The organism is Roseobacter weihaiensis (assembly GCF_020622345.1).
Lineage (GTDB): Bacteria > Pseudomonadota > Alphaproteobacteria > Rhodobacterales > Rhodobacteraceae > Roseobacter > Roseobacter weihaiensis.
In genome coordinates, this window is the sequence record NZ_JACNMO010000008.1 from 181,155 (window position 1) to 206,072 (window position 24,918).

Sequence of the window (24,918 nt, forward strand, 5' to 3'; positions counted from 1 at the left end):
AGTTCGCAGAGCTTGTCAAAACGCAAAATCGATCCCGCGACCTGCAGCCTAGCTTCCCTGCGCTTCGGCCCGCGTCTTGCCCGAGACGTCCAGCGCCAGGGTCGCCGCCATGAACCCATCAAGGTCACCGTCCAGAACGCCCTTGGTGTCGGAGGTCTCGAAATTGGTACGCAGGTCCTTGACCATCTGGTAGGGCTGCAGCACGTAAGACCGGATCTGGTTGCCCCAGCCTGCATCGCCCTTGCTCTCATGCGCCTCGTTGATGGCCGCGTTCCGGCGATCCAGCTCGAGCTGGTAGAGGCGTGATTTCAACGCTTTCATCGCGATATCGCGGTTCTGGTGCTGGGACTTTTCCGAGCTGGTCACAACGATGCCCGTCGGGTGGTGGGTGATCCGCACGGCGGAATCGGTGGTGTTGACGTGCTGCCCGCCCGCCCCGGAGGAGCGATAGGTGTCAATGCGAATATCGGCTGGGTTCACCTCGATCTCGATGTTGTCATCCACGACCGGGTAGACCCAGACCGAACTGAAGGAAGTGTGCCGCTTGGCGGCACTGTCAAAGGGGGAAATCCGCACCAGCCGGTGCACACCGCTTTCCGACTTGAGCCATCCATAGGCATTCACACCGCTGATCTTGTAGACCGCCGATTTGATGCCCGCCTCCTCGCCCGCGCTTTCGGCCTGCAGCTCGACCTTGTAGCCCTTCTTTTCCGCCCATCGCACATACATACGGGCCAGCATCGACGCCCAGTCGCAGCTTTCGGTCCCCCCGGCCCCGGCGTTGACCTCCAGAAAGGTATCATTGCCGTCCGCCTCGCCGTCGAGCAGCGCCTCCAGCTCCTTCTGCGCGGCCTTCACTTCGAGCTGTTTCAAAGCGGCTTCCGCCTCGGCAATGACCTCTTCGTCCTCTTCCATCTCGCCCAGTTCGATAAGCTCGATGTTGTCCGACATCTCCTGCTTGATGCCATCATGGGTGGCCATCGCATCCACCAGCATCTGGCGGTCGCGCATCAGCTTTTGCGCCGCCTCCGGGTCATCCCACAGGGTCGGGTCCTCGACACGGGCGTTGAACTCCTCAAGCCGGAACGGCGCGGTTTCCACGTCCATCCGCTGGGCCAGGAGCTCCAGAGACTTTTGAATTTTATCAACGGTGTTCTGGACGTCTGCGCGCATGAAGGGCCTCGGAAAACTGCTTGGGCTTTCGTGATAGACCAGCGTCCGGGCCGCGGCAAGCCACCCCGGACCGCCGGTCGGGCGACCGGGTCAGTAAAGCCCGCCCGAGCTCAGCGTCCCGAAGTTTGCATTAGGCCCAACCTCAATGGTCTCGCCGGTCGAGGTCGTGACCTGCCTGCGTTGGCCGGACTGCGCCTCCTGGACCAGCGGCAGATTCTGACCCATCGCAAAGCCACCATCGAACATCACCCCAAAGAGCGGCTCCTCGCCGTTGCGGAAGTACTCGGCGACCACGGCCTCCCCTGTGGCATCATCGTTCAGACGCGCACCGGTAAACCGGTCGATCTTGATGAAGCGGCCACCGGGCGGGATCTCAAACGGACCCCCGCCGTATTTCTCGACGGCCTGTTCCATGAACCGCTGAAAGACAGGCCCGCACATCCCACCGCCCGAGGCACCGCGCCCCAGAGACCGTGGCTGATCGTATCCGATGTAGCAGCCGGCCACGATGTTGCTGGTAAAGCCGACGAACCACACATCTTTCGCGTCATTGGTGGTGCCGGTCTTGCCCGCGGTGGGTACCGGCAGGTTCACGGTGCGCGCCGCGGTGCCCCGATCCACCACGCCCCGCATCATGGAGGTCAGCTGATAGGCGGTGACCGGATCCATCACCCGTTCCCGGTTCGAGATCACCTTGGGCGCCACGCCTTCTTCCAGGCTGGCCAGTTCGCAGTCAAAGCAATAGCGCTCGTCATGGCGGTAGATCGTCTTGCCATAACGGTCTTGCACCCGGTCCACGAGGGTGGGCTGCACCCGCTCGCCGCCATTGGCAAACATCGCATAGGCCGCCACCATCCGGTAAAGCGTCGTCTCCTCCGATCCCAGCGCGTTGGCCAGGAAAGTCCCCATATTGTCATAGACCCCGAACCGCTCGGCATAATCGGCGACGACATTCATGCCGACCTCTTGGGCCAGACGGATCGTCATCAGGTTCCGTGAGCGTTCGATGCCGGTGCGCAGCGGGGTCGGCCCGTAGAATTCGCGGGAGGAATTGCGCGGGCGCCAGAGGCCCTGCGGCGTGTTGATCTCAATCGGGGCGTCCACCACGATGGTCGCCGGCGAATAGCCGCTGTTCAGGGCGGAGGCATAGACAAAGGGTTTGAAGCTCGACCCCGGCTGGCGGCGCGCCTGCGTGGCCCGGTTGAAGACGCTCGACTGGTAGGAAAAGCCACCCTGCATGGCAATCACGCGCCCATTGTTCACGTCCATGGCGACAAAACCACCCTGCACCTCAGGCACCTGCCGCAGGGTCCAGCGGATAAAACTACCGTCCTCATCAGACGTCATCGCGCGCACATGCACCACATCCCCGACCGAGAGCAGATCACCCGCGACCTGTGCCGTGCGCCCGAGCGTGCCATCCAGGCTGCGTTTGCGCGCCCATGTGACATCCTGCGCCGTGATGAAATGGCCATCCTCGTCTTCCTCGACCCCTTCGATCCCGATGCGGGCATCGGAACTGCCGACCGACAGCACAACCGCCGGATACCAGGGGCCATCCAGTTCGATGTCGCGGGCCATATCGGTCAGACCAAGGGCCGCACGCCAGATGCCTTCTTCCTCCAGCTGTGCCGGATCGATCTTGACCCTCGTCTCGCGCCAGATGCCCTGACGACGGTCATAGGCCTCCAACTCGCGGCGCAGCGATTCTGCGGCCAACGGTTGCAATTCAGGGTCGATTGTCGCGCGCACGCTCAGCCCGCCGGTAAAGAACTCCCCCTCACCGAAATCCTGGCTCAGCTGACGGCGGATCTCATCGGTAAAGTAATCGCGGCTCGGCAATTCCCGTCTGAAGTTTTCGAAATCCCCGTTCTGCACGGACCTGAGCGGGGCTGCAACCTCGGCATCATAGGTGGCTTTGGTGATATAGCCGTTTTCCATCATCTCCTTGAGCACGAAGTTGCGCCGGCCCACGGCCTGGCCCTTGTCCCGGACCGGGTGCAGGTCTGCGGGCTTTTTCGGCAGGGCGGCAAGATAGGCGGCCTCATGCGGCTCAAGCGCATCAAGCGGTTTGTTGAAATAGGTCTGGGCTGCCGCCGCCACCCCGTAGGAATTCGCCCCAAGATAAATCTCGTTGAGATAGAGCTCGAGGATTTTTTCCTTTGACAGCGCCTCTTCGACCCGGGCCGCCAGAATGATTTCCTTGATCTTGCGTTCCGCCCTGCGGGACCCATCCAGCAGGAAGTTCTTCATCACCTGCTGCGTGATGGTCGAGGCCCCGCGCACCTCCTGCCCCCGCGACAAGGCCGCGTCCCAGGCCGCCGCTGCGATACTGCGCAAGTCGTACCCGTCGTGCGTGTAGAAATTCTTGTCTTCGGCAGAGATAAACGCCTGCTTGACCAGATCGGGGATCGCGTCCGCGGGTGTGAAAAGCCTGCGTTCCTTGGCAAATTCGTCTATGATCCGCCCCTCGCCGGAATAAATCCGGCTGATTGTCGGCGGCGCGTATTGCGCCAGTGAGCCGTGGCTCGGCAGATCCTGCCCGTACACCCAGAAGATGGCCCCAATGGTCAGAACAACCATGCCAACGCCCAGGGTGATGGTGGTGAAAATGCCACCCAAGAATGACAGAAGGAATCGAAACACGGAGATCACTGACCTTTTTTTGCGCAAGTGCCCTCATGATATAGGCGGTTTGGCCGGGATCGTCAAAACGCAACACGACAGTAAGCGCGGCCTTGCTACTGCCGCACCAGCTCTCGCTGCGCCTGATCCGACAACCGCCACGCCGCGATGGAGCGCGCCATCCCCGCCACGATCTTGCGGCGCCACGCAGGGTTTCGGATGTTCTCCAGATCGCGTTTGCTCGAGAGGAAACCAACCTCGACCAGTACCGACGGGATATCGGCGGATTTCAGCACCGAGAACCCGGCCTGGCGCAGGGGCCGGTTGTTCATCGGCCCGCCCGCGTCAGCCATGCCCTGGACCAGCGCCTGCGCCAGCGCCATTGAGCGCGGCTCAGTCTCTTGCCGAGCGAGGTCCAGAAGCACGCCGGTCACCTCATCATCCGAACCTGTCAGATCCGCCCCGGCAATAATATCGGCGCGGTTGTGGCGCGCGGCCAGATGCGCGGTTGCGGTATCGCTGGCCTCATCCGACAGGGTGTAGATCGTGGCACCCTCGGCACCACCCTGGCTCAGGGCATCCGCATGCAGTGATACAAACAGGTCCGCCCCGGCCCGGTGCGCCTGCGCCACCCGGCTTTGCAGCGAGACAAAGACGTCGCTTTCGCGGGTCAGCACCACATCCATGTCGCCGGCGCGGATCAGAGCCTCGCGCAGCTCAAACGCGATCTCGAGCATCAGGAGTTTTTCCGATAGCCCCTCCCGCTCGGCCCCCGGATCAACGCCGCCGTGACCTGGATCGATCACCACCACGAAGCGATCATCGGCTACGGGAGCCTGGGGCATATCGGGCTGCGGCTGGGGCCAAAGCGTGTCTTCCGGCACGCCCGAAGCTGCGGCAAAGGCCTGCGGATCAGCCGCTTCAAGCGACAGCGTCAGGATGGCATCCCCCGTTGCATCATCCAGCGCCATGCCGATGTCGCCGGGCAGCATCGGTCGTGTCAGATCCGCCACCAGCCGCGACCAGCCGGGCTGAAAGGTGCCAAAGCGTATGCCGTCGATCCCTGTTTCCTCGGCCAGCAAATCCGCCGCGCGGACGCCCGACCAGTCCACTTCGCGAAAATCCAGCACCAGACGGGCCGGATCGTCCAGGGTAAAGACACGAAACGGCACCCCCTGCGACAGATGCAGCCGCAGGCTGGTGCGGCCCAGCCAGGTCTGCTCTATTCCGCTGCGCGCCGGATCGACGCGCGCCACACCGGAGAGCGCCACACCGGAGAGCGCTTGTGCGAAGACGGCGGGCGACAGCCCGGCCCAAAGGGCGATAAAGACGACAAAAATGCGGATCATGGCCTGCTCTGCCTGATGGGTTTTGCGCCATGCTACCCCAGTCCGCAGGCTGAGGGAATCCCTAACGCGCCTGCATGAACGCTTTCAGCCGGGCGAGCCCCTCGGCGATATCAGCGGTACTGCGCGCATAGGAAAACCGCAGGGTCTGGTGGCCCCGCACCGGGTCGAAATCGAGCCCCGGCGTAACGGCAACACCGGCTTTCTCCAGGATCTCCGCGGCAAAGGCGCGGCTGTCCTGCGTCACGTCAGACACATCCGCATAAACGTAGAAAGCCCCGTCCGGGGGGGCAATACGGGTGAAACCCGCCTCTGGCAGCCCTTTCAGCATCAGCGCGCGATTGGCGCGGTAGACGGCCATGTTGGCCTCCAGCTCCTCGGAGGCCTCCATCGCGGCAAGGGCGGCCAGCTGACTGGCATGGGGCGCACAGATAAACATGTTCTGCGCGATCCGTTCGATCACCCTGACATGATCTTCGGGCACCACAAGCCATCCGACCCGCCAGCCGGTCATCGAGAAATACTTGGAAAACGAATTGATGACATAGGCGTCATCCGTCACCTGCAGCGCCGTGACCGCTTTGGCGTCATATTCGATACCGTGATATATTTCATCCGAGATAAACGCGGCATCATGGGCCGCCGCCGCCGCGATCAGCGTCTGCATTGCAGGGCGGTCCAGCATGGTCCCCGTTGGATTGGCGGGCGAGGCCACCATCAGCCCCTTCAGCGCCAGGCCCTCAAGATCAGCCGCCACCGGCTGGAGACGGTTTTCGGCGGCGGTCTGAATATCCACCGGTTCCAGATCGAGCGCGCGTAAAATCTGCCGGTAGCTGGGATAGCCCGGCGCCCCGATCCCGACCCTGTCGCCGGTATCGAAAAGAGCCGTAAAAGCGAGGATGAACCCGCCCGAGGACCCCGGCGTGATGACAACCCGGTTGGGGTCAAGATCGACATCATACCAGTCACCATAAAGCCAGGCGATGCGCGCGCGCAGGGCAGGCAGCCCCAGAGCCACCGTGTAGCCGAGGGATTCTTGCGCCATAGCGCGGGCCAAAGCCTCTGTCGCGGCCTTGGGCGCGCCGGTGCCCGGCTGGCCCACTTCCATATGGATGATATGACGCCCTGACGCCTCGGCCCGGCGGGCAGCCTCCATCACATCCATCACAATGAAGGGATCGACCGAAGAACGCCTTGAAACCCGCATGGAAACCGCTCCTTAATGTGACCATGAGGTTTCAACGTTTATTCAGGCTGACGTCAATCCCGGCGGTGCTGTTTTCGCTCATGGTGCAGATGGCCTCTGCCCAGGGGCTGCTGCGGGATGCCGATATTGAGCATGGGCTCGAACAACTGGCCTCCCCCGTTCTGACGGCGGCCGGCCTGAGCCCGTCGCGCGTGAAAGTGCTGGTTGTCAACGACAGTTCGATGAACGCTTTCGTGGTCAGCAACGATGCGATCTTTCTGAACTATGGCCTCATCAACAGGATGGAAACGGCCGCGATGTTGCAGGGCGTGATCGCCCATGAAGCCGCCCATATCGCCAACGGACACATCACGCGCCGCATGACCAACCTGGCAAGCGCGCGCACCGCGGCAGGCTTTGGTATCGCCCTGGCGGCAGTCGCCGCGGCGGCGGGGGGTGGGGGTGAGGCTGCAAGCGGCATCCTGTTGGGCACGCAAGGCTCCGCTTTGAATAGGTTTTTCAAACACACCCGCGCCGAAGAAGCCTCCGCCGACCAATCCGCCGTCCGCTTCATGAAATCGGCAGGGGTCGATCCGCAAGGCATGTCGGACGTGCTGGAGCTTTTCCGCGGACAAGAGCTTTTGGCGGAAACCCGGCAGGACCCTTACACCCGCACCCACCCGCTGTCGCGCGACCGGGTGCGCGCGCTCGATGGGTTTGTTGCGGCCTACGGCGGCGGGTCCACCGCTGACCCGACCGCCGCCTATTGGTTTGAACGCGTCAAGGGCAAGCTCAGCGCTTATACCCGCGCGCCGAAATGGACGCTGCAACGGCTGGATGAAAGCCCCTATCAGGATGTCCGGCTGCTGCGGGAGGCTGTGGCGGAACACCGGCAATCGCGGACCGACGAGGCGATGCGCGCCATTGATACAGCCATCGCCCTGCGGCCAAATGACCCGTTCCTGCATGACCAACGCGGCCAGATCCTGCTGGAGACGCGGAATTTCGCCGCCGCCGTCTCGGCCTACGCAAGAGCGGTGCAACTGGCCCCCAACGATCCGCTGGTCCTGTCAGGATACGGGCGCGCACTGCTGGTCACAGACGACATTAAAAATGCCCTTCAGGTACTTGAAAAGGCAAGAATAATTGACTTTCGGGATGGTACCATGCTGCGCGATCTGTCTGTCGCCTACGCAAAGTTGGGTCAAAATGGCATGGCCTCGGTTGTGACCGCTGAACGATATGCCCTGTCGGGTCGGATGGAAGACGCCGGTATTCATGCCAAACGCGCGGTTGATCTGCTGCCCGAAGGCTCGGGCTCTTGGCAACGGGCGCAAGATGTGTTGATTGCGTCAGAACGCGCCGCCAAACGGAGATAGAAGATGTTCAAGAAACTGCTGGTCGCTTTCACTCTGAGCCTTGCCACCTTGGCCGGCCCGACAGCGGCGCTGGATTTATCGGCGATGTCCGACGAAGAGCGCGCACTCTTTCAAGCCGAGGTGCGCAGCTATCTGCTGGAAAACCCGCAAGTGATCATGGAAGCGGTGGCGGCGCTGGAAGAACGTCAGGCCGCGGCTCAGGCCGAGACCGATCTCGACCTCGTGGCCCAGAATTCGGACGCGATTTTCAATGACGGCTTTTCTTATGTGGGCGGCAATCCCGAGGGCGACATCACCCTCGTGGAGTTCATGGATTACCGCTGCGGCTTTTGTAAACGCGCCTTTGGCGAGGTGGAAAAACTGCTCGAGGCGGACGGCAACATCCGCTTCGTGGTCAAGGAATTCCCGATTCTGGGTGAACAATCCTTGCTGGCCTCACGCTTTGCAATTGCAACCAGGCTGGTGGAAGGCGATGACGCCTACAAGTCCCTGCATGATGCGCTGATGACCTACAATGGCGAGATCAGCCTGCCCGCGCTCCGTCGACTTGCAGATACCTTCGGGCTGAACGCATCCGACATCGAGGCGCGCATGGACGATGAGGCCATCACTGCAGAGCTGCAGGAAACGCGGGCGCTGGCGCAACGCCTGCAGATCAGCGGCACGCCGACCTTTGTGCTGCACGACGAGATGTTGCGCGGCTTTTTGCCTGCGGATCAGCTGCAGATGATCGTGGATGAAAAGCGCGGCTGACGCGCAGGTCTACTCTGCCGCATCCGCAAGGGCCGCCACAGCATCAAGCTCGGCGGCCTTTTTTTCGACCTGTTCGACGATGTGGTCTATCATCTGATCGTTGCCCATCTTGTGGCTCTGCTTGCCTGCCAGGTAGACCATCCCGGATCCGGCCCCACCGCCGGTAAAGCCCACATCTGTCATCAGGGCTTCACCTGGTCCGTTGACCACGCAACCGATGATGCTGAGGCTCATGGGCGTCTTGATATGTTCAAGCCGCTGCTCGAGCGCCTCCACCGTTTTGATGACGTCAAAGCCCTGACGGGCGCAACTGGGGCAGCTGATGATGTTTACCCCCCTATGCCGCAAGCCCAAAGATTTCAGAATTTCGTAGCCCACCTTGATCTCTTCGACCGGATCGGCGGAAAGACTCACCCGGATCGTATCGCCGATGCCCATCCACAAGAGATTTCCCAGCCCGATCGCCGACTTGATGGTGCCCGAAACCAATCCTCCCGCCTCTGTAATGCCGAGGTGAATGGGTGCGTCGGTGGCCTCTGCCAGTTGCTGATAAGCCGCTGCCGCCATAAAGACGTCCGACGCCTTGCAACTGATCTTGAACTCATGGAAGTCATTGTCCTGCAGGATCTTGATGTGATCGAGGCCGCTTTCCACCATCGCATCCGGACAAGGTTCGCCATATTTGTCTAGAAGATGCTTTTCAAGGCTGCCCGCGTTCACACCGATCCGGATTGAACAGTTGTGATCCCGTGCCGCCTTGATAACTTCCTTGACCCGCTTTTCATCACCGATATTCCCCGGATTGATCCGCAGGCATGCGGCACCCGCCTCCGCCGCTTCGATCCCGCGTTTGTAGTGGAAATGGATGTCGGCGACGATGGGTACCGACACCTCTGGGACGATCTCCTTCAGCGCTTTCGAGGATGCCTCATCCGGAACGGAAATCCGCACGATATCGGCCCCTGCCTCCGCCGCGGCCTGAACCTGGGCGATGGTCGCCTTGACGTCAGTAGTCAGCGTGTTGGTCATGGTCTGCACGGAAATCGGCGCATCCCCCCCGACCGGGACGGAGCCCACCATGATCTGCCGCGAGGAGCGTCGGTAGATATTACGCCAAGGACGAATATGGTTGAGCGACATGGCAGTGACCTTCGTTGCGGAGCCTGCCTGTTAAAATAGACACTCGGGTCACGCGCCGCAATCACCGTTTTCAGATTGCAGCCTGGCTATTCGGTTGCAGGCTCATCAGGTGTTTGCAAAAGCTGCGCCACGGTAGTCGCCAGCGCCTCGTCAGCAGACAGATCCGCGACTGTGTAGATGGCTTTGAGCCCGTCAACTTCCAGGGGAAGATTTGCAGTGATAGTCCCGGTCTCGCCAACAGGGCCGTAGTATTCGCCATTCAGCACAAAATAGATCGCCCCGCTTTCGCCGGTGCGCAACAGCGGTGCCTCGTCGCCAACAGGGGCATCCCAGACATCCCCAGGCTCCATGATCGTTTCATAGATCACCGTCCCGTCTGCCGCACTGATCCGAACCCAGGAGGGGCGCACAGCAACCATGCGCAGCGCCGGGCCGGGATCTTTTGAGACAATCGGAACTGTCGGCTCTGCGTCTTGGGCGATCTCGGCCAATTCAGATTCAACCATCAGGCTGTCCGGCATTGCCTCAGGCTCCGGTCGAGCCGCCTGTGCAAAGTTGCCAACTGTCCGCGGGTCCAGCGTGGAGATCGGAGCATCCCGCGCAACAAGGACCGGCACATCGAGAGCATCAGGGCGGTAAAGCCTATCAAACGCGTCTGCGCGGGGCTGATCCATGATGGCATCGGGCAGGGTTGCCCCGTCGCCAGTTTCAGGGGCGGCTGACAGAACACCATCAAGCGGATCAAGGTCAGACAGCACAACAGGCGTTTGATCTGCGGGGGCCACCTGAACGCGCTGTACCTCCTGCAAGACGGAATAGCCGCCAAATCCAATGGCAGAAATCAGCGCGACCAACACCAGTGACGACCCGACAGCGCCGGGCTCAATCCGAGACAGAAAGCTCTCGCCCGTCGGTACGAAGGGCGTGCCGGGCCGGCTGAACATATCGTCTGCCGCACCGGCCTTGCCGCGCGGCTGGTCGCTTGCCTTTTTAATGACAGAAGCTTTGGCAGACATACCGTGCGCAACAGAAAATCCGCTTTCGCGACAAAAGGAGTCGAAAGCCTCATCCGGGTTCATGCCGAGATAGCGGGCGTAGGACCGGACGTAGCCCGCAATAAAGCCAGGTGTATCGAATGCGTCGGGATCGCAATTCTCTATCGCGGCAATATAGGCGGCCTTGATCCGGAGTTCACGCTGAACATCAAGCAGGGATTTGCCCATCGTGGCGCGCTCCCCGCGCATGACATCACCGAGACGCAACTCGAAGTCGTCGAACGCTTTGCGTTCAACTTCGCCTTCGACACTCGCTGAGTGCTTGCGTCCGATCATATCATCTACCGCCCCGTTTTGCCTGTGCCTGCCAACCCGCCGACATCAGAGTACAGAATCGTCCCCACGATTCGTATCTGACTTTTTCTTTAGGTTAGGTTAACACAACACAACTTGAAATTTCCATGACCTAACCTTAACTTGCCTCCTCGGCACGATTTAGCGCACAATGTGACCAAAGTCCGTCCATTGCACGCACCAGTTTGTCAAGCTCTTTCGGACCGTGAACCGGCGATGGTGTAAAGCGCAAACGCTCCGTTCCCCGCGGCACGGTCGGGTAATTGATTGGCTGAACATAGATCCCATGATCCTGCAAAAGCATGTCGCTCAGCATCTTGGTATGCACCGGATTTCCAACCATGACAGGCACGATATGGCTGCCGTAATCGATAATCGGCAGGCCAAGTCCCTTGAGCCGCATTTTCAGAATACGCGCCTGCAACTGGTGCGCCTCGCGCAGTTCCGGGGCAGTCTTGAGGTAGGCAACCGAAGCCGCAGCACCCGCGGCAACGGCGGGCGGCAACGAGGTCGTAAAGATGAAGCCCGGCGCATAAGACCTTATCGCGTCACACATTTTCTCAGAGGCCGCAATGTAGCCACCCATCACACCGTAGGCCTTTGCCAAGGTGCCGTTGATGATGTCGAGGCGGTGCATCAGCCCATCGCGTTCTGCCACGCCGGCCCCGCGGGCACCATACATCCCGACCGCGTGCACCTCGTCAATGTAGGTCAGCGCGCCGAACTCCTCAGCCAGATCGCAGATCGCTTCGATCGGGCCGAAATCGCCATCCATGGAATAGATCGACTCAAAGGCGATCAGCTTGGGGGCCGCCGGATCATCCGCGGCCAGCAATTCACGCAAATGCGCCACGTCATTGTGGCGGAAAATACGCTTGGCGCCACCATTTCGCCTTACTCCTTCGATCATCGAGGCATGATTTAAGGCATCCGAATAGATGATGAGGCCGGGAAAAAGCTTGGGCAGTGTCGACAGAGTCGCATCATTGGCAATATAGGCGGAGGTAAAGAGCAGCGCCGCCTCCTTACCGTGCAAATCGGCAAGTTCAGCCTCAAGGCGCTTGTGATAAACCGTGGTGCCGGAGATATTCCGTGTCCCGCCAGAGCCCGCGCCGGTCGCCTCGATGGCTTCATGCATGGCGGCCAGGACAACCGGGTTCTGCCCCATGCCGAGATAGTCGTTCCCGCACCAGACCGTGATGTCTTTTTGCGCGCCGTCCGGGCAGGTCCAAACCGCATGCGGAAACTGACCGTTGCGGCGCTCGATATCGATAAAGGTCCTGTATCGGCCTTCTTCATGCAGACGGGCGATCGCCTGATCCAGTTTATCTGTATAGTCCACCAGGGGATCTCCTGAATTCGGCGTCCCCTAAAGTCACGCCGTCGCTTTTATCTTCCGAACACAACTATAGAAGAATACTCAATTATTCAATAACCGCACGGTGGACGGCATGTCGCATCAACGCCGCGTCATTACCCCCGCGGGCCGCGCAATCGAACGGGCCGGACTGGACAGTCGCGACTGCCCTGATACGCTGTGGCAAACGATCTCGAAGGATCCCGATTATGTCGCTGACCGCTGTTCTGTCCCGGATTGATGCCGACGTGCCGCAAGCGCTTGACCGGCTTTTCGAACTGCTGCGCATCCCCTCCATTTCCACCGACCCCGCGTTCAGAACGGCCTGTGACCGCGCCGCAGACTGGCTGGTCAAAGACCTCGAAAGCATTGGTATCGCAGCCGAAAAGCGCGTCACGCCGGGGCATCCGATGGTGGTCGGCCATGCCGACGGCAGCGGGCCGCATCTGCTCTTTTACGGCCATTACGACGTGCAGCCGGTTGACCCGCTTGAGCTGTGGGACAACGACCCCTTTGACCCGAAGCTCGAAGACACCGCCAAAGGCCGGGTTCTGCGTGGCCGGGGCACCGCTGACGACAAGGGGCAGCTCATGACCTTTATCGAGGCCTGTCGGGCGTGGAAGGCAGAACAGGGCACCCTGCCCTGCAAGATCACCATCTTTCTGGAGGGCGAGGAGGAAAGCGGCTCGCCCTCGCTGGTCCCTTTCATGGAGGCGCACAAAGACGAGCTGCGTGCAGATCTGGCGCTGATCTGCGACACCGCGATGTTCGAGAGCAAAACCCCTGCCATCGTGACAATGCTGCGCGGGATGCTGCAGGAAGAGATCACCATCACCGGTCCGGACAAAGACCTGCATTCGGGCTATTACGGCGGCATCGCGATCAACCCGATCCGGGTGCTGTCGCAGATCATTGCCACGCTGCATGACGAGACTGGACGGGTGACCATTCCGGGATTTTATGACGGTGTGCCGGAGCTTTCAGACCAGATGCAGGCACAATGGGACGCGCTTGGCTTTGACCACGCGGCGTTTCTCAGGGACGTGGACCTTTCCGTGCCCGCAGGAGAGCAAGACCGCACCCCGCTGGAGATGACCTGGTCCCGACCGACCTGCGAGGTCAATGGCATTTGGGGCGGCTACACCGGCGAAGGCTTCAAAACCGTACTGCCGGCACAGGCTCATGCGAAAATCAGCTTTCGGCTGGTCGGCGATCAGGATCCGCTCAAAATCCGGGAGGCGCTGCGCGGGATGATCACCAAGATGCTGCCCGCCGACTGCTCGGTCGCGTTCACCGCCCATGGGGCCAGCAAGGCCTGTGTGATCGATGCGGATGACCCACGGTTTGAGAAGGCATTGCAAGCCCTGTCAGAGGAATGGCAGGTGCCTGCGGCCTATATCGGTGGGGGTGGCTCGATCCCGGTTGCGGGGTATTTTCAGGATATTCTGGGCACCACGCCGCTGCTGATTGGCTTTGGCAAGGATGATGATGCCCTGCATTCGCCCAATGAAAAATACGATCTGGAAAGCTTTCACAAAGGCATGCGGAGCTGGGCGCGCATTCTGGCGGCGCTGACGTGATGGAGGGGGTTTGCCTGACCGGTAGAACACCTCGGGCAAGCCCCGCGTGATCGCCGGGTTCCAAACCGCATCGGCTCGGGTGAACGGGCAAGACATCTTTTACGCGATGGCCGGGAGCGGGCCTGCCGTGCTCTTGCTGCATGGCTTTCCCCAGACCCACGCGATGTGGCATGCGGTGGCGCCGGTGCTGGCCCGGCAATTCACCGTTGTAGCGGCCGATCTGCGCGGCTACGGGCAAAGCAGCAAACCTGAAGGGACCGAGCCTTACAGCTTTCGGCACATGGCCGCAGACCAATTGGCCCTGATGGCCTCGCTCGGGTTTCGCCAGTTTCACGTGGTCGGACATGATCGCGGCGGGCGCACGGCGCACCGGCTGGCGCTGGATGCGCCAGAGGCCTTGCAGAGCCTGACGGTGATGGACATCGTGCCGACCCACCTGCTGCTCGATGAGTTGTCAAAGGACGTGGCCGCGGCCTATTACCACTGGTTCTTTCTCGCACAGCCCGCGCCTTTTCCAGAGACGCTGATCGGACACGATCCGGATACCTATTTCGAAAGCTGTCTCTTGGGTTGGGGGGCAGCAAGGCTCGCAGATTTCGACCCCGCCGCCCTTGATGCCTACCGGCAAGCCTGGCGCGAGCCCGATACCATTCGCGGCATGTGCGCGGATTACCGTGCCACTTTGCAGCTTGATTTCGATCTTGATGCCGCCGATCTGAGCCAACAGGTAACAGCCCCTGCGCTGGTGCTTTACGGGGCGCAAGGTGCGATGGCACAGGCCTATGACATACCCCGGACCTGGCAGCCCCGGCTCACCCAGGTGCAGGCCAGACCGATACAAGGGGGTCATTTCTTTATCGATCAAAATCCGGGGGCCACGGCGGACGCGCTGTTGGCATTTCTCACCGGGGTCTGATGTCTTCAACAACAAACGAGGTGGGGCAGCGCGGCGGCATTAAAGGAAAATGGCGCGGTTGACGGGGCTCGAACCCGCGACCCCCGGCGTGACAGGCCGGTACTCTAACCAACTGAGCTACAACCGCGCGATAAATGCGGCTTAATCGAGGTCTCAACAGGCGTCAACAGCTTTCCTGCCTTGCACCCGGCATCGCGCGCCCCAGCAGCACCGCGTTTGGAAAAAGCAAAAAGCCCCGCCGGAGGCGGGGCTTTTTCGCAGCGGTGGCGCGGTTGACGGGGCTCGAACCCGCGACCCCCGGCGTGACAGGCCGGTACTCTAACCAACTGAGCTACAACCGCCCACTGCACACGCCAGTACCGGCGCGTTTGCCCGTACTATTGCGCCGCCCCGATGGCGTCAAGCTGCTCATTCAATAATTTTGCAGCTTTTCACCGGTCGGGCAAAACAAGGCGGGTGAGCCGCCAGAGGCAGCAGCGCGCCTGCGGACCGTTCGGTCAATCTCGGTACTTACTGAAAAACGCGTCGCGCGTGATCGATTTCGTGCAGTTTATCCGCCGCGAATTCGGACGACTGTTCGGACAGCTGTGCGGCACAGTCGATCAGCGCGCCGACCTGACGGCTCTCAACGGATCCCGCCAACTCAAAAGCGGCGATCTCAAGAAGATGGGCGGACAGGTTCAGCGCCTGCGCCCCGCGCGTTTCCGCGGGCAGCGCTTCGATCTTTTGAACAAGGTTGGAAAAAGCGTCGTCGCAGACCGTGTCATCCTGCAAAAGCATCTTTGACACAAAAGCATTACCATTACACATGAGGCTTATCCTTTTGTACCCAGCCCACTCATCGCCTTACATCGCTTGCATAGTGCATTGGGAGAGAAAAGTGAAAAATCAAAACAGAAGCAAATCAGCAAAAAAATGCCAGACAGGTAAACATCTTGAGGGGCAGGTACGCGCCACGCGGGATTTATGCTGGCAGTGCTCTCTCTCTGATGGCGCGCCTGCTCTCTTGAACTTACATTGCTCGGAGGGATGGTGGGTCGTGAGAGGCTCGAACTCCCGACATCTTCGGTGTAAACGAAGCGCTCTACCAACTGAGCTAACGACCCGATGCATCGCGGTTTAGCCAAACTCTGCGCGGGCTTCAAGCCCCTATCGACAGTTTCGTTTGCACGCCATTCTCCAGATAAAACACAACCCCCTGCCCCCCCGGCAGCAAGGCGATTTCGCTGGTATCGCGGTCCAGCAGAACAAGCCGCAGCATGCGCGACGTGATCCCGTGGGTAACGAGGACAGACGGCCCCGGCAGGTCTGCGAGAAATGACGCACACCGGCGGCGCAAGGCTGCAAAACCCTCCCCACCAGGCGCACGTTCATAAAGATCCAGCGCGCTTTCTCCGCTTTCATCCTCGGGCCGGTCGATCACCGGGTCGTCCCGCAGCATCCCTGTCCACTGCCCAACGCCGATCTCTGCCAGCCGGGCATCGGTCTGGATACGGGCGCAAAGCCCGTCAAGCGCGATTGACGCGGTATGGAACGCCCGCCCCTGAGGGCTGCAAAAGGCGGTGACACCCGAAAGATCGCGCCGCGCCAGAATGCTGTTTTGCGCTTTGGCTTGGGCACGGCCCTGCGCCGTCAATGCAGAATCAAGCGCCCCCTGAATACGGTTTTCAGCGTTCCAGACGGTCTGGCCATGACGTAAAATATAGACAGGCGGAAACGCCATCAGCAAAGCTTCCCTGGATCACGCATCATGCGCCGTTTGTCTGAACTGCCGCTCAACTACTGCCGGTGGCAGCCAGAAACTGCAAGCGGTGATTCTCGCCCGATCAAAAGCCCCCTGCTCCGGCAGAGTTTCGCAAAGATGATGGCAAATCGCGCGCTGAGGCAGGCGTTTGCAGAGCACATTCCACGAGCATCCTGCAGGCGCGCGTGACACCTGGGGCGCTTTCTAGTCCGAAACGGAAGACGGGGGTAAAGGCGGCCCTACCCTGTCTTTCTGGCGCACCTTCAGGATGATGACGCGCCCATCCGGCATGATTTTTTCACGGTTGATGATACAGCGTCCAAGTGGCGGCAGAATGAGATCACGCCCGTCGGCCAGTGCTTCACCCAATTCGGCCAGAACCGCCTCAACCACCGGCTTTGCGTCTCTTTTCTTGCTACCTGATCGCCGCACAACACTCTCGATCAGTTCACGTTTGCGCAGCGGGTCTTTTTTACCCGTCGCTATCTGGGCCACCGCCTTATCCGTCGCCACGGCGGACCCGGTATCCTGGTCGGCGCGGGGCGTTGCAGTGCTGCGCGGTTTCACGCCTGTTGCCGTCAAAACCGGGCGGATTGGCGATTTTTTCTTCGAACGATCCATCACAAGTGCCTTTCTTGTCTAACCGGGCTATGCCGCTTATGACGAACAACTGTATCCGTGCGCTTTCTCTCAGAGGCATTGTCTTAGGTATTGCTGCACGGCTGCGTCTCTCTGATTCCGACATGAACGGCGACGCCTAAGCCTCTATTTTAAATCCTTTATATCGTTTTCCCAAACACCTCAGAGAACACGAAAGGGCGCACTGAGGTCAGCACGCCCTTTTGGTATTTCAGGATGGTAGAAGCTTAATGCGCCGTCGCACCATCACCACTTTCAGACGATTTTGACAAGGAGGCCGCCGCGGCTGCTGCATCTTCCGCCTCCTGATCCCACTCTATCGCTTCGGGCACGCTGACAAGCGCATGCTCCAGAACTTCGGACACGTGCGACACCGGAATGATGGTCAGACCCTCTTTCACATTGTCCGGGATCTCCGGCAGATCTTTCGCATTTTCCTGCGGGATCAGAACCGTTGTGACACCACCCCGCAACGCCGCGAGCAGCTTTTCCTTCAACCCGCCGATGGGCATCGCATTGCCGCGCAGGCTCACCTCTCCAGTCATCGCAATGTCTTTGCGGACCGGGATTTGCGTCAGCACCGACACAATGGAGGTCACCATCGCAAGACCCGCCGAGGGGCCATCTTTTGGCGTTGCCCCGTCTGGCACGTGGACGTGGATATCGATCTTGTCAAAATGCGGTGGTTTGATACCAATCTTGGGGCTGATCGAACGCACGTAGCTTGAGGCCGCATCAATCGATTCCTTCATCACGTCACCCAGCTTGCCGGTGGTTTTCATCCGGCCCTTTCCGGGCAGCCGCAAGGCTTCGATGCTCAGCAATTCGCCTCCGACAGAGGTATAGGCCAAACCCGTGACCACGCCGATCTGATCCTCTTTCTCGGCCAGACCATAGCGGTACTTCTTGACACCCAGGAACTCATCAAGGTTCTCGTCCGTGACGACAACCGCCTCGGTCTCCTTCTTGATAATCTTGGTCAGCGATTTCCGCGCAACCTTTGCGATCTCCCGCTCCAGATTCCGGACGCCCGCCTCGCGCGTGTAGGTCCGGATCATCTCCGACAGAGCCGAATCCTGGAGCTCGAACTCCTTGGCTTTGAGGCCGTGATTCTTGATCTGCTTGGGCACCAAATGCTGCTTTGCGATCTCGCGCTTTTCATCCTCGGTATAGCCCGCTAGCGGAATGATCTCCATCCGGTCAAGCAACGGTCCGGGCATGTTATAGCTGTTCGATGTGGTCAGGAACATCACGTTGCTGAGGTCATATTCGACCTCCAGATAGTGATCCACGAAGGTAGAGTTCTGTTCCGGATCAAGCACTTCGAGCATGGCAGAGGCCGGGTCACCCCGGAAATCCTGACCCATCTTGTCGATCTCGTCGAGCAAGATGAGAGGATTCGTGGTCTTGGCCTTCTTCAGCGCCTGAATGATCTTTCCAGGCATCGACCCGATATAGGTGCGCCGATGGCCCCGGATCTCGGATTCGTCCCGCACACCGCCAAGAGAGATGCGGATAAATTCGCGCCCCGTGGCCTTCGCCACCGATTTCCCAAGCGAGGTTTTCCCAACGCCGGGAGGACCGACAAGACACATGATCGGGCCTTTCAGCTTGCTGGAGCGTTGCTGAACTGCCAGATATTCCACGATCCGTTCTTTTACCTTCTCAAGACCGTAATGATCGTCATCAAGCACCTTTTGTGCCCGACCAAGGTCTTTCTTGACCCGCGATTTGACCCCCCACGGGATCGACAGCATCCAGTCGAGGTAATTGCGCACAACGGTCGCTTCGGCCGACATCGGGCTCATATTCTTGAGCTTTTTAATCTCGGCATCGGCTTTTTCGCGGGCTTCCTTGCTCAGCTTGGTGTCAGCGATCTTGGCCTCAAGCTCGGCAACCTCGTTTTTGCCGTCCTCGCCATCGCCCAGCTCGTGCTGGATCGCCTTCATCTGCTCATTGAGATAATATTCGCGCTGCGTCCGCTCCATCTGGGATTTGACACGCGTCTTGATCTTTTTCTCAACCTGCAGCACGGACATTTCGCCCTGCATCAACCCGTAGACTTTTTCCAGCCGTTCCGACACGCTGAGCGTTTCCAGAAGGTCCTGTTTCTGGCCCACCTCAATTCCGAGATGGCCAGCCACAAGGTCGGCAAGCTTTGCAGGTTCAGTGGATTCGCCCACAGCCGCCAGCGCTTCTTCCGGGACGTTCTTTTTCACCTTGGCGTAGCGCTCAAATTCATCCGTGACGGTGCGCAAAAGCGCCTCGGTCGTGGCCAGATCGCCCGGCATTTCGGTCAGATATTCGGCGCGCGCTTCAAAAAAACTGTCATTTTCCAGGTATTCCGTGATGCGCACCCGCGCCTGCCCTTCGACCAACACCTTGACGGTGCCGTCAGGCAGTTTCAGCAGTTGCAGTACATTTGCCAGAACACCTGCTTTGAAAATGCCGCTGCTTTCAGGATCATCTTCGCTCGGATCGATCTGGCTCGATAACAGGATTTGCTTGTCATCCGCCATCACTTCTTCGAGGGCCCGCACGGATTTGTCGCGCCCGACGAAAAGGGGAACAATCATATGTGGAAATACCACGATGTCGCGGAGTGGCAGCACCGGGTATGACGCGTTCAGAGGCTCTTGCATGCTCTTTCCTTATTATTGGCAAGATGGAACCGGTCCCGCATTTGCAGCAACACTTGCCCATCTCCGTTTCAAGACGGTAGAAATGGGGCGCGCTGCGCCTGAATTCAACCTGTCCGCCGACTTAGACTGCACCAGCATGGCCACAGAAACGCTAAATCACAAGGCATCAAAGGCCATTTTTCGTGCGACATTTATGTCGAGAGCTAAGAAAGCCTGTCTGTGAGCGAGACCGACAGGGAGGATACCCGCGCCGAAAGCGATTTCACCTCATCTGCGATGACCGTGAATCCCTTGCCGGCATCCCCGACCCGGGCCGCCTCAATCGAGGCATTGGTTGCAACCATATTGATGACCCGGCCAATCTTGCCGATTTCCTGCGCGATGTTGCTGGTTTTTTCCAGTGCTTCAGCCTTTTCCTTCTCCGTCAGATGCAAAAAGAACTCAGCCAGGCCGGCGCTCAGGGCGCTCAGGCCCTTGGCCACGCGGGTGCAACACAGATCATACATATTCTGTGCTGGCTGAAATCCCCGGATGCCGTTTTCGGAGGTCTGTGTGCATCGATCGAGAATGCGCACCAGCTCATCCAGATCCCCGCTCACTTTCTTGACAAGCGCGTTCAGCTCATCCGTCAATTTGATTTGATGCGATTTGAGATATTTTTCGTTGATCACACGCAGGCTGTCATGCGCATGCTGAATATCGGCCCGCGCGTTGATGAATTCTTCGGGATCAACGCCCTGTGCCTCTTGCCCGTCAGACTGCATGTGAAAAACAAGAATCTGCATCGCTGCAACCCGCGCTGCCGCCAGATCATCACGGATATCGTAGAGTGTTTTTTCCAGTGAAACCCGGTCTTCCGCATCAAGATTTGAGGGTCTTACATTCATCTGGAATCTCCGTGCCGACTTTGACATCTGTCTAAGCCCGATTGGCTTAAGCAGTTGTTAATTTGGGAGGGTTTTGCGCAGAAAATTATGCACCCCGGAGAACGTAATGGCCGCTTGGGATGCTAGAGCGGCGCGATGTCGCCCTCGGCACGCTCCCGATGAAAGCCCTGTTGCCACTCATCAAATAATCCTGCACCAATGGCCCCACGCATGCCCGACATAAGCTCTTGATAATATTGCAGATTATGCCAAGTCAGCAGCATTGAACTGATGATCTCCTGCGACCGGAACACATGGTGCAGATAGGCCCGGCTGTAGCTGCGACAGGCGGGGCAGGTACAGGCCTCATCCAACGGTCTGGGATCATCTGCATGGCGGGCGTTCTTGATGTTCACCACGCCGCGCCGCGTGAACACCTGCCCGGTGCGCCCGGAGCGGCTGGGCAGGACACAATCCATCATATCAATGCCGCGCGCGACCGCGCCCACGATGTCATCGGGCTTGCCCACCCCCATCAGATAACGTGGCTTGTCGCGCGGCAGTTGGTCCGCCGCAAAATCCAGGCAGCCGAGCATGGCCTCCTGCCCTTCGCCGACGGCCAAGCCCCCCACCGCATAGCCATCAAAACCGATACCGGTCAGTGCCTGCGCGCTCTCGGCGCGCAAGTCTTCTTCGAGCCCGCCCTGCTGAATACCAAAGAGCGCGTGGCCGGGGCGGTCGCCAAAGGCCTCCTTTGACCGCGCCGCCCACCGCATCGACAGCCGCATGCTCTGGGCAATCGTGGCACGGTCCGCGGGCAGCGCGGGACATTCGTCGAAACACATCACGATATCAGAGCCCAATAGCCGCTGAATCTCCATCGACCGCTCCGGTGTGATCTCATGCCTGGAGCCGTCAATATGGCTTTTGAAGGTCACGCCACGTTCGGTGAGCTTGCGCAAATCGGCAAGGCTCATGACCTGAAATCCGCCGGAATCGGTCAGGATCGGGCGCTCCCAATTCATGAACCTGTGCAGCCCGCCCAACCGGTTGATCCGCTCTGCCGTGGGGCGCAGCATCAGATGATAGGTATTGCCCAGCAGGATGTCGGCGCCGGTCTCGCGCACCGAGCCGGGCAACATCGCCTTGACAGTCGCGGCGGTGCCGACGGGCATGAAGGCGGGGGTACGGATCTCGCCGCGGGGGGTTGAGATCACGCCCGTACGCGCCTTTCCGTCCCGTGCCGCCAAATCGAACCTGAAACCCGCCATATTGTGCCCTTGTTTTTGTCCCAGAAGCGCGATAGCGCCAAAGGCTGAAACTTGCAATCACATCCCCCAAAGGCCAAATCAGCCAGGGTGGGGCTATAAAAGGACACTGACCGCATGGACGCTGAAACCCTGATCCTTGAGCTTTTGTCGGGCAATATCGTCTTTCTTCTGCTGGCTGTCCTTCTGATCATACTCGTGGTCAAAGGCGTCAAAATCGTCCCGCAATCGGAGAAATACGTAATTGAACGCTTTGGCCGCCTGCGCGCGGTGCTGGGGCCGGGGATCAACCTGATCGTGCCCTTCATCGACCGCGTGGCCCATGAAATCTCAATCTTGGAGCGGCAGTTGCCCAATGCCAGTCAGGACGCAATCACCAAGGACAACGTGCTGGTGCAGGTGGAAACCTCGGTCTTCTACCGCATCACCGAGCCTGAGCGGACCGTCTACCGCATCCGCGATGTGGACCCCGCGATTGCCACCACTGTCGCAGGGATCGTGAGGGCGGAAATCGGCAAGATGGACCTGGATGATGTGCAGGCCAACCGCGCGCATCTTATAGCGACCATCAAGGTTTCGGTCGAGCAGGCGGTGGACGATTGGGGCATCGAAGTGACGCGGGCCGAGCTTCTGGACGTGAACCTCGATCAGGCGACCCGCGATGCCATGCTGCAACAGCTCAACGCCGAGCGCGCACGCCGCGCGCAGGTGACCGAGGCCGAAGGGTCCAAACGCTCCGTCGAACTTGCCGCCGATGCGGAGCTCTACGCCTCTGAACAGACCGCCAAGGCGCGGCGCATTCTGGCCGATGCGGAGGCCTACGCAACGCAGGTGGTCGCCAATGCGATCAACGAAAACGGGCTGGAAGCCGCGCAGTACCAGATCGCCCTGAAACAAGTGGAATCGCTGACTGCTCTGGGTGCCGGTGAGGGCAAGCAGACCATCGTGGTGCCGGCCCAGGCCATCGAAGCCTTTGGCGATGCCTTCAAACTGCTGAAAGGCCGTGGCCTATGATCACCGCCCTGCTGGATATCTGGTGGCTCTGGGTGGCGGCCGCCCTCATCTTTGCCGTGATCGAAGTGCTGGCCCCCGGTTTCATCTTTCTGGGCTTTGCGCTTGGGGCTCTGGCCACGGCGGGGGTTGTGGCCTTCTGGCCGCTGTCCTCGGCCCCGCTTTTGCTGGCGCTCTTCTCCGGCATCTCCCTGCTGGCCTGGGTGGCCTTGCGGGCTGTGTTCAAACGACAATCCAGCGATGCGAAAATCATCACGCGCGATATCAACGACAACTGACCTCGGGCGGGTGACGGCACCAACCCTTCAGCTGTTCGGTTGAGGTCTGACAGGCCACCTGTTACCTACATGCAAAGCCGGAACACCACAGGGGACAAAGATGGACAAGCTAACCTTTGGTTGGGAGGAATGGGTGTCGCTGCCGGATCTGGGACTGCCCGCGATCAAGGCAAAGGTGGATACCGGCGCGCGCACCTCCGCCCTGCATGCCCATGACATCGAGGTGTTCGGCCCCGCCAAAAACCCCAAGGTGCGTTTCAACGTGCACCCGATCAGTGGTCGGGATGACGTGTCGATCACCTGCTCCGCGCCGCTGATCGACCGGCGCGAGGTGACCTCCTCCAACGGGGAGGCCGAGCAGCGCTTTGTCATCTTGTCGGGCTTGGCCGTTGGGGGACAGTCCTGGCCTATAGAAATTACACTCACGAACCGGGCAGGCATGTCCTCGCGGATGCTTTTGGGGCGCCAGGCGCTCAGCGATCACATCTCGATCTCACCCACGGAAAGGCACTTGCAGCCGGAACTGAGCTATGACGACTACCATAACGCCACGCTCAAGCGCAGCGCGCCCAAACGGGCCTTGCGGATCGCCGTGCTCAGCCGCGAGGACAATTATTCCACCCGCCGTCTGGTCGAAGTCGGTGAGGCGCGAGGTCATACGGTCGAAGTGATCGACACCACGCGCTGCTACATGGCGATCAACACCATGGCCCCGGAAGTGCATTACGACGGCAAGCGCCTGCCCCGCTATGATGCGGTGATCCCACGGATCGGAGCCTCGATCACCCCTTACGGCACGGCCGTGATCCGCCAGTTCGAAGCCATCGGAACCTATTGCGTGAACGGCGCGGCAGGTATCACCGCAAGCCGCGACAAACTGCACGCGCATCAGGTGCTGGCCACCAAGCGGATCGGCATGCCGTCCACGGCTTTCGCCGCCTCGCCCAAGGACACCTCGAACCTGATGGGGCTGGTGGGCACGGCACCCCTGATCGTGAAACTGCTGGAATCGACGCAAGGCAAAGGCGTCGTGCTGGCCGAAACGAAAAAGGCGGCTGAATCGGTCATCGATGCCTTTCGGGGTCTCAAAGCCAACTTTCTCGTGCAGGATTTCGTCAAGGAAGCCGCGGGCGAAGACATCCGTTGTCTGGTGATCGCCGGCAAGGTCGTGGCTGCGATGAAACGCACCGGCGCGGAGGGCGATTTCCGCTCCAACCTGCACCGGGGCGGGTCCGCCAAGGTGGTGCGCATCACCAAGCTCGAACGCGACACCGCCGTGCGCGCCGCCCGGGCCTTTGGCCTCGGCAAGGCGGGCGTGGATCTGCTGCGCTCCGAGTCCGGCCCCAAGGTCCTGGAGGTCAACTCCTCCCCCGGCTTCGAAGGTATCGAAACCGCCACCGGCAAGGACATCGTCGGCAAACTCTACGACGAGATCGAAGCCCGCGTGAAACCGCAGCCCGCCCGCAAGCGCGCGCCTGACATGAGGGGTCGCTGAGCGAACACAGCATGTGTAATCGGGCTGGCCTGATGGCTGGGTTGGGTTCTCGATAGAGTTGCGGTGATTACTGCAACCTGAGGAGAACGAGATGGATTACTATGTGGGTTTGGACGTGTCGCTACGATCTGTGGCCGTTTGCGTGATTGATGCCGATGGCAAGCACGTCTT

Annotated in this window: 20 protein-coding genes and 3 tRNA genes; 7 read left to right on the forward strand and 16 right to left on the reverse strand. The window is 60.1% G+C overall.

The features are described from left to right. Positions 1-48: 48 nt before the first annotated feature. The 4 genes from prfB to H7847_RS11645 all read right to left on the reverse strand — a co-directional run bounded on the left by prfB (position 49) and on the right by H7847_RS11645 (position 6,351). Entirely contained in the window at positions 49-1,173 is a 1,125-nt protein-coding gene (gene prfB / locus H7847_RS11630; protein WP_227269651.1) for a peptide chain release factor 2, read from the reverse strand. Positions 1,174-1,263: 90 nt separating this feature from the next. Next, on the reverse strand, positions 1,264-3,819 hold the full coding sequence (locus H7847_RS11635; RefSeq protein WP_227269652.1) for a penicillin-binding protein 1A: 2,556 nt from the start codon (positions 3,817-3,819) through the stop codon (positions 1,264-1,266). Between the two features lie 95 nt (positions 3,820-3,914). After that, positions 3,915-5,147 (reverse strand): N-acetylmuramoyl-L-alanine amidase, encoded by a 1,233-nt coding sequence (locus H7847_RS11640; RefSeq protein ID WP_227269653.1) that lies wholly within the window; start codon positions 5,145-5,147, stop codon positions 3,915-3,917. 61 nt (positions 5,148-5,208) lie between these two features. After that, positions 5,209-6,351, reverse strand: coding sequence for a pyridoxal phosphate-dependent aminotransferase (locus H7847_RS11645; RefSeq protein ID WP_227269654.1), 1,143 nt, complete (start codon positions 6,349-6,351; stop codon positions 5,209-5,211). Between the two features lie 23 nt (positions 6,352-6,374). Between H7847_RS11645 and H7847_RS11650 the strand changes: the two genes are divergently transcribed. Together H7847_RS11650 and H7847_RS11655 are read left to right on the forward strand one after the other, a co-directional pair. Next, complete coding sequence (locus H7847_RS11650) at positions 6,375-7,709, forward strand: M48 family metalloprotease (protein ID WP_227269655.1); 1,335 nt, start codon at positions 6,375-6,377, stop codon at positions 7,707-7,709. A 3-nt stretch (positions 7,710-7,712) separates the two neighbouring features. Next, positions 7,713-8,462: a DsbA family protein gene (locus H7847_RS11655; protein WP_227269656.1), complete on the forward strand. Its 750-nt coding sequence runs from the start codon at positions 7,713-7,715 to the stop codon at positions 8,460-8,462. A gap of 9 nt (positions 8,463-8,471) precedes the next feature. Here the strand turns inward: H7847_RS11655 and ispG are convergent, their stop codons facing one another. The 3 genes from ispG to hemA all read right to left on the reverse strand — a co-directional run bounded on the left by ispG (position 8,472) and on the right by hemA (position 12,293). Next, on the reverse strand, positions 8,472-9,602 hold the full coding sequence (gene ispG, locus H7847_RS11660; protein WP_227269657.1) for a flavodoxin-dependent (E)-4-hydroxy-3-methylbut-2-enyl-diphosphate synthase: 1,131 nt from the start codon (positions 9,600-9,602) through the stop codon (positions 8,472-8,474). An 86-nt stretch (positions 9,603-9,688) separates the two neighbouring features. Further along, positions 9,689-10,933 carry a helix-turn-helix domain-containing protein gene (locus H7847_RS11665; protein ID WP_227269658.1) on the reverse strand — a complete coding sequence of 415 codons (1,245 nt, stop codon included), beginning with the start codon at positions 10,931-10,933 and terminating at the stop codon, positions 9,689-9,691. 136 nt (positions 10,934-11,069) lie between these two features. Next, positions 11,070-12,293: a 5-aminolevulinate synthase gene (gene hemA, locus H7847_RS11670; protein ID WP_227269659.1), complete on the reverse strand. Its 1,224-nt coding sequence runs from the start codon at positions 12,291-12,293 to the stop codon at positions 11,070-11,072. A 224-nt stretch (positions 12,294-12,517) separates the two neighbouring features. Between hemA and H7847_RS11675 the strand changes: the two genes are divergently transcribed. Then, complete coding sequence (locus H7847_RS11675; protein WP_227269660.1) at positions 12,518-13,888, forward strand: M20/M25/M40 family metallo-hydrolase; 1,371 nt, start codon at positions 12,518-12,520, stop codon at positions 13,886-13,888. Positions 13,889-13,934: 46 nt separating this feature from the next. Then, a complete protein-coding gene (locus tag H7847_RS11680; RefSeq protein WP_227269661.1) occupies positions 13,935-14,804 on the forward strand; it encodes an alpha/beta hydrolase in 870 nt (289 codons plus the stop codon). A gap of 50 nt (positions 14,805-14,854) precedes the next feature. On the opposite strand, the gene H7847_RS11685 is transcribed toward H7847_RS11680, so the two are convergent. The 9 genes from H7847_RS11685 to tgt all read right to left on the reverse strand — a co-directional run bounded on the left by H7847_RS11685 (position 14,855) and on the right by tgt (position 21,966). Beyond that, positions 14,855-14,931 (reverse strand) — tRNA-Asp (locus H7847_RS11685). A gap of 137 nt (positions 14,932-15,068) precedes the next feature. Further along, positions 15,069-15,145: transfer RNA gene (locus tag H7847_RS11690), tRNA-Asp, on the reverse strand. 169 nt (positions 15,146-15,314) lie between these two features. Then, positions 15,315-15,614 carry a hypothetical protein gene (locus tag H7847_RS11695; protein WP_227269662.1) on the reverse strand — a complete coding sequence of 100 codons (300 nt, stop codon included), beginning with the start codon at positions 15,612-15,614 and terminating at the stop codon, positions 15,315-15,317. A gap of 220 nt (positions 15,615-15,834) precedes the next feature. Then, a tRNA-Val gene (locus H7847_RS11700) sits at positions 15,835-15,910 on the reverse strand. Between the two features lie 35 nt (positions 15,911-15,945). Next, positions 15,946-16,527 (reverse strand): histidine phosphatase family protein, encoded by a 582-nt coding sequence (locus H7847_RS11705; protein ID WP_227269663.1) that lies wholly within the window; start codon positions 16,525-16,527, stop codon positions 15,946-15,948. A gap of 225 nt (positions 16,528-16,752) precedes the next feature. Next, positions 16,753-17,169, reverse strand: a complete 417-nt coding sequence (locus H7847_RS11710) for an HU family DNA-binding protein (protein ID WP_227269664.1) — start codon at positions 17,167-17,169, stop codon at positions 16,753-16,755. 245 nt (positions 17,170-17,414) lie between these two features. Then, complete coding sequence (gene lon / locus H7847_RS11715) at positions 17,415-19,829, reverse strand: endopeptidase La (protein ID WP_227269665.1); 2,415 nt, start codon at positions 19,827-19,829, stop codon at positions 17,415-17,417. A gap of 203 nt (positions 19,830-20,032) precedes the next feature. Next, a complete protein-coding gene (locus H7847_RS27005) occupies positions 20,033-20,716 on the reverse strand; it encodes a methyl-accepting chemotaxis protein (RefSeq protein WP_319799763.1) in 684 nt (227 codons plus the stop codon). A gap of 122 nt (positions 20,717-20,838) precedes the next feature. Next, positions 20,839-21,966, reverse strand: a complete 1,128-nt coding sequence (gene tgt, locus H7847_RS11725) for a tRNA guanosine(34) transglycosylase Tgt (RefSeq protein ID WP_227269666.1) — start codon at positions 21,964-21,966, stop codon at positions 20,839-20,841. Between the two features lie 114 nt (positions 21,967-22,080). Between tgt and H7847_RS11730 the strand changes: the two genes are divergently transcribed. The 3 genes from H7847_RS11730 (at position 22,081) to rimK (ending at position 24,747) form a co-directional block, all read left to right on the forward strand. Then, entirely contained in the window at positions 22,081-22,977 is an 897-nt protein-coding gene (locus tag H7847_RS11730; protein ID WP_227269667.1) for an SPFH domain-containing protein, read from the forward strand. Beyond that, complete coding sequence (locus H7847_RS11735; protein WP_227269668.1) at positions 22,974-23,252, forward strand: NfeD family protein; 279 nt, start codon at positions 22,974-22,976, stop codon at positions 23,250-23,252. The genes H7847_RS11730 and H7847_RS11735 overlap by 4 nt, the downstream gene beginning before the upstream one ends. Before the next feature lie 100 nt (positions 23,253-23,352). Next, complete coding sequence (rimK, locus tag H7847_RS11740; protein WP_227269669.1) at positions 23,353-24,747, forward strand: 30S ribosomal protein S6--L-glutamate ligase; 1,395 nt, start codon at positions 23,353-23,355, stop codon at positions 24,745-24,747. The last annotated feature ends 171 nt before the right edge of the window (positions 24,748-24,918 follow it).

What these genes read in the sequence shown, in the direction of transcription:
- prfB (WP_227269651.1), bottom strand. Translation starts at nt 1,173, where the DNA reads ATGCGCGCAGACGTCCAGAACACCGTTGATAAAATTCAAAAGTCTCTG.
- H7847_RS11640 (WP_227269653.1), bottom strand. Translation starts at nt 5,147, where the DNA reads ATGATCCGCATTTTTGTCGTCTTTATCGCCCTTTGGGCCGGGCTGTCG.
- H7847_RS11645 (WP_227269654.1), bottom strand. Translation starts at nt 6,351, where the DNA reads ATGCGGGTTTCAAGGCGTTCTTCGGTCGATCCCTTCATTGTGATGGAT.
- H7847_RS11650 (WP_227269655.1), top strand. Translation starts at nt 6,375, where the DNA reads ATGAGGTTTCAACGTTTATTCAGGCTGACGTCAATCCCGGCGGTGCTG.
- H7847_RS11655 (WP_227269656.1), top strand. Translation starts at nt 7,713, where the DNA reads ATGTTCAAGAAACTGCTGGTCGCTTTCACTCTGAGCCTTGCCACCTTG.
- ispG (WP_227269657.1), bottom strand. Translation starts at nt 9,602, where the DNA reads ATGTCGCTCAACCATATTCGTCCTTGGCGTAATATCTACCGACGCTCC.
- H7847_RS11665 (WP_227269658.1), bottom strand. Translation starts at nt 10,933, where the DNA reads ATGATCGGACGCAAGCACTCAGCGAGTGTCGAAGGCGAAGTTGAACGC.
- H7847_RS11675 (WP_227269660.1), top strand. Translation starts at nt 12,518, where the DNA reads ATGTCGCTGACCGCTGTTCTGTCCCGGATTGATGCCGACGTGCCGCAA.
- H7847_RS11695 (WP_227269662.1), bottom strand. Translation starts at nt 15,614, where the DNA reads ATGTGTAATGGTAATGCTTTTGTGTCAAAGATGCTTTTGCAGGATGAC.
- H7847_RS11705 (WP_227269663.1), bottom strand. Translation starts at nt 16,527, where the DNA reads ATGGCGTTTCCGCCTGTCTATATTTTACGTCATGGCCAGACCGTCTGG.
- H7847_RS11710 (WP_227269664.1), bottom strand. Translation starts at nt 17,169, where the DNA reads ATGGATCGTTCGAAGAAAAAATCGCCAATCCGCCCGGTTTTGACGGCA.
- lon (WP_227269665.1), bottom strand. Translation starts at nt 19,829, where the DNA reads ATGCAAGAGCCTCTGAACGCGTCATACCCGGTGCTGCCACTCCGCGAC.
- H7847_RS27005 (WP_319799763.1), bottom strand. Translation starts at nt 20,716, where the DNA reads ATGAATGTAAGACCCTCAAATCTTGATGCGGAAGACCGGGTTTCACTG.
- tgt (WP_227269666.1), bottom strand. Translation starts at nt 21,966, where the DNA reads ATGGCGGGTTTCAGGTTCGATTTGGCGGCACGGGACGGAAAGGCGCGT.
- H7847_RS11730 (WP_227269667.1), top strand. Translation starts at nt 22,081, where the DNA reads ATGGACGCTGAAACCCTGATCCTTGAGCTTTTGTCGGGCAATATCGTC.
- H7847_RS11735 (WP_227269668.1), top strand. Translation starts at nt 22,974, where the DNA reads ATGATCACCGCCCTGCTGGATATCTGGTGGCTCTGGGTGGCGGCCGCC.
- rimK (WP_227269669.1), top strand. Translation starts at nt 23,353, where the DNA reads ATGGACAAGCTAACCTTTGGTTGGGAGGAATGGGTGTCGCTGCCGGAT.